Consider the following 3,491-nt stretch of genomic DNA (forward strand, 5'->3'; position numbering starts at 1 on the left):
CATCACCGATGTCCTGCCGGCCAGCGGCGTACCGAAGGAGGAACTGCTGCGCATCGCGGTGGCAGTCGAGCGGCTGAGCGATCATCCGCTTGCCGCTGCCATCGCGCGCGATGGCGAGGCCATGCTGACCTCGGCGCGCGTACCGGTGGCGGACGACCTCAACAGCCTGACGGGTCGCGGCGTCACGGCGAAGGTCGAGGGCGAGACCGTCCTCATCGGCAAGGCCGAAATGTTCGGTGCCGACGGCATCGCGCCGATCGGCGGCGAAGTGGCGGCTGCGATCGCGGGCCTCCGCGAGCAGGGCCGCACGACGATGGTCGTTCGTATGGGCGACCGCGATCTTGGCGCGATCGGTCTGATGGACACGCCGCGCGAAGCGGCGCGCACCGCGATCGCCAAACTGCGCGAACTCGGCATCGGCCGGATGATCATGATTTCGGGCGATCACCAGAAGGTCGCGGAATCGATTGCCGCCGAAGTCGGGATCGACGAGGCCTGGGGCGACCTGATGCCCGATCAGAAGGTCGACGCCATTCGCGACCTCAAGGCGCAGCAGCCGGTCGCAATGGTCGGTGACGGTGTCAATGACGCACCGGCGATGGCGAGCGCCACCGTCGGGATCGCGATGGGCGCCGCAGGGTCCGATGTTGCCCTCGAAACCGCCGACGTCGCGCTGATGGCCGATGACCTCGCCCATCTGCCGTTCGCGATCGGGCTCAGCCGCCAGACGCGCCGCATCATCCGCCAGAATCTGGTGGTCAGCCTCGGCGTCGTCGTGGTCCTCGTGCCGGCGACGATCTTCGGGCTCGGAATCGGTGCGGCGGTCGCGGCGCACGAAGGCTCGACCCTCGTCGTCGTCGCCAACGCGCTTCGCCTGCTCGCCTATCGCGATCGCAGCATGGGCTGACCGCGCACAGTCGCGGGGGGTCGAACCGGAAGGGGGAGAGAGGATGAACTTCAAGAATATCTCGGCCTGGTCCATCCGGAACCCGATCCCGCCGCTCGTCATGTTCTTCGGTCTGACGGTGGCGGGCATCGTCTCCTTCCTCATGATGGGGGTCCAGAGCGATCCCGACATCGATTTTCCGGGCGCCATCGTCATCATCGCCCAGCCGGGCGCCGCGCCCACCGAACTCGAAACGCAGGTCACGCAGCGCGTCGAGGCGGCGGTGCGGACGATTGAGGGGATCGACGAGCTCAATTCGACGGTTACCGAAGGCCAGTCGCAGACCTTCGTCCAGTTCGCGATCGGCACACCGATCGACCGGGCGGTGACCGATATCCGCGACAAGATCACCCAGATCCGCAGCAACCTGCCGAACGGCATCCTCGAACCGCAGGTTATCCGCCTCTCGACCTCGGGCAACACGCTTGCCTATTGGTCGGCCTCGGCCACCGACATGACGCTCGAGGAATTGAGCTGGTATGTCGATAATGTCGTCGCGAAGCGGCTGATCGCGGTCCCCGGCATGGGCGACGCCTATCGCCGGGGCGGTGTGAGCCGCGAAATTCGGGTCATCCTCAACCCCGAGCGGATGCGTGCCTATGGCCTTACCGCTGCCGCGGTGAACACCCAGCTCGTCCAGCTCAACGTCAATGCGGCCGGCGGCCGGATGGAGGTCGCGGGGTCCGAACAGGCGGTGCGCATCCTCGGCAACGCGAGCAGCGCCAACGCGCTCGGCGAGACCCTGATCTCGGTCGGAACGAACCGGACCGTGCGCCTCGCCGATATCGCCGAGGTCAAGGATCTCTACGCCGAGCAGCGCTCGGTCTCGAAGCAGGACGGGCGGCAGGTGCTGACCTTTGGGTTCGAGCGCGCCAAGGGCGCCTCGGATGTCACCGTTTACGACGCGGCGGTCGAGGAGCTGCGAAAACTCGAGAAGGAAAACCCCAAGGTCAAATTCACCGAGCTGTTCAGCGACATCGAATATACCAAGGGCCAATATCATTCGGCGATCAATGCGATGGTCGAGGGCGCGATCCTTGCGGTCGTCGTCGTCTTCCTTTTCTTGCGCGACTGGCGCGCGACGCTGATCTCGGCGCTTGCCATCCCGCTGTCGGCGGTACCGACCTTCCTGTTCATGGACCTCATGGGCTTCTCGCTCAACATGATGACCTTGCTCGCGCTTAGCCTCGTTGCCGGCGTGCTGGTCGACGATGCGATCGTCGAGATCGAAAATATCGTGCGCCACATGCGGATGGGCAAATCGGCCTATCAGGCCTCGATCGACGCCGCCGACGAGATCGGCCTCGCGGTGCTCGCCACGACGATGACGATCGTCGCGGTGTTTTTGCCGGTCGGGCTGATGCCGGGCGTCGCCGGGCAATATTTCAAGAATTTCGGACTGACGGTCGTGGCCGCGGTGCTGATGAGCCTCGCGGTCGCGCGCATGATCACACCCATGCTCGCCGCCTATTTTCTCTCTGCGCAGGGTCCGCAAAAGCATGGCGAGGGCCCGCTGATCGACACCTATATGCGCATCTTGCGCTGGAGCCTCGACACCAGCGGGGCCGCTGCCGCGCGTGCGCGCGGCGGGCGTTGGAAATGGCTCGGCTATATCAAGGACCATCGCGTCTGGGTGGTCGGCATCGGTGTGCTGGCGCTCTTTGCGACCATTTTCAGCTTCTCGCTGCTCCCGATGACCTTCCAGCCGTCGATCGATTCCGACACGAGCCGCGTCGCCATCCAGCTCGCCCCGGGTGCAACGCTCGAACAGACCGAGGCGGTGGCCGACGAGGTGACCGATCTCATGAAGCGCGACCCGCTCGTCGAATCCGCCTTGTCGCGGATCGATGTCGGCACGGCGACGGTCTATCTGAAATTGCGCAAGGACCGCGAGCTCACCTCGACCGAGTTCGAAAAGGACCGCGCGCCGCGGCTGGCTGAGGTTCCCGATGCCCGCATCAACTTCCAGTCGCAGCATGGCGGCGGCGGCGGGAGCAGCCGTGACATCTCGATCACGCTCGGCAGCGACGACCCGAAGAAGCTCGAAGATGTCGGCAACCGGCTGCTTGCCGAAATGGCACGCGTGAAGGAAATCCGCTCGCCGCGTGTCGAGGGCAATCTCCAGCGCCCCGAGATCGTCATTCGCCCGCGCTTCGCGCTCGCGGCGCAGCTCGGCGTGACGACGCAGGCGCTCAGCCAGTCGATCCGCGTCGCGACGCTTGGCGAGATCGACCAGAATAGCGCGAAATTCTCGCTCTCCGACCGGCAGATACCGGTGCGCGTCGCGCTTGCGGAAACCGCGCGCGAGCGGCTCGATACACTTCGCAACATGCCGGTTCCGACCCGGAACGGGGGAACGGTGCCGCTCTCGGTTGTGGCCGAGATCGGCTTCGGCGCCGGCCCCACCCAGATCAATCGGACCAACCAGGTGCGCCAGCTCACCATCGGGGCCGACCTTGCTCCGGGTCTCGTGACCGGTCAGGCGATGGATAAGGTCGAGGCGCTGCCGGCGCTCAAGACGCTGCCCCCCGGGGTCACGCGGCTG

2 protein-coding genes are annotated in these 3,491 nt (G+C 65.8%); both read left to right on the top strand.

What is annotated here, in order from left to right; translation table 11 throughout:
* Positions 1-907: HAD-IC family P-type ATPase (locus KAY22_RS26345; RefSeq protein ID WP_296626045.1), on the top strand; the 907-nt coding region annotated here is incomplete at its 5' end.
* A gap of 43 nt (positions 908-950) precedes the next feature.
* A partial coding sequence (locus KAY22_RS26350) for an efflux RND transporter permease subunit (protein WP_296626046.1) occupies positions 951-3,491 on the top strand: 2,541 nt, incomplete at its 3' end.

Source organism: Rhizorhabdus sp. (assembly GCF_018006725.1).
Taxonomy (GTDB): Bacteria; Pseudomonadota; Alphaproteobacteria; order Sphingomonadales; family Sphingomonadaceae; genus Rhizorhabdus.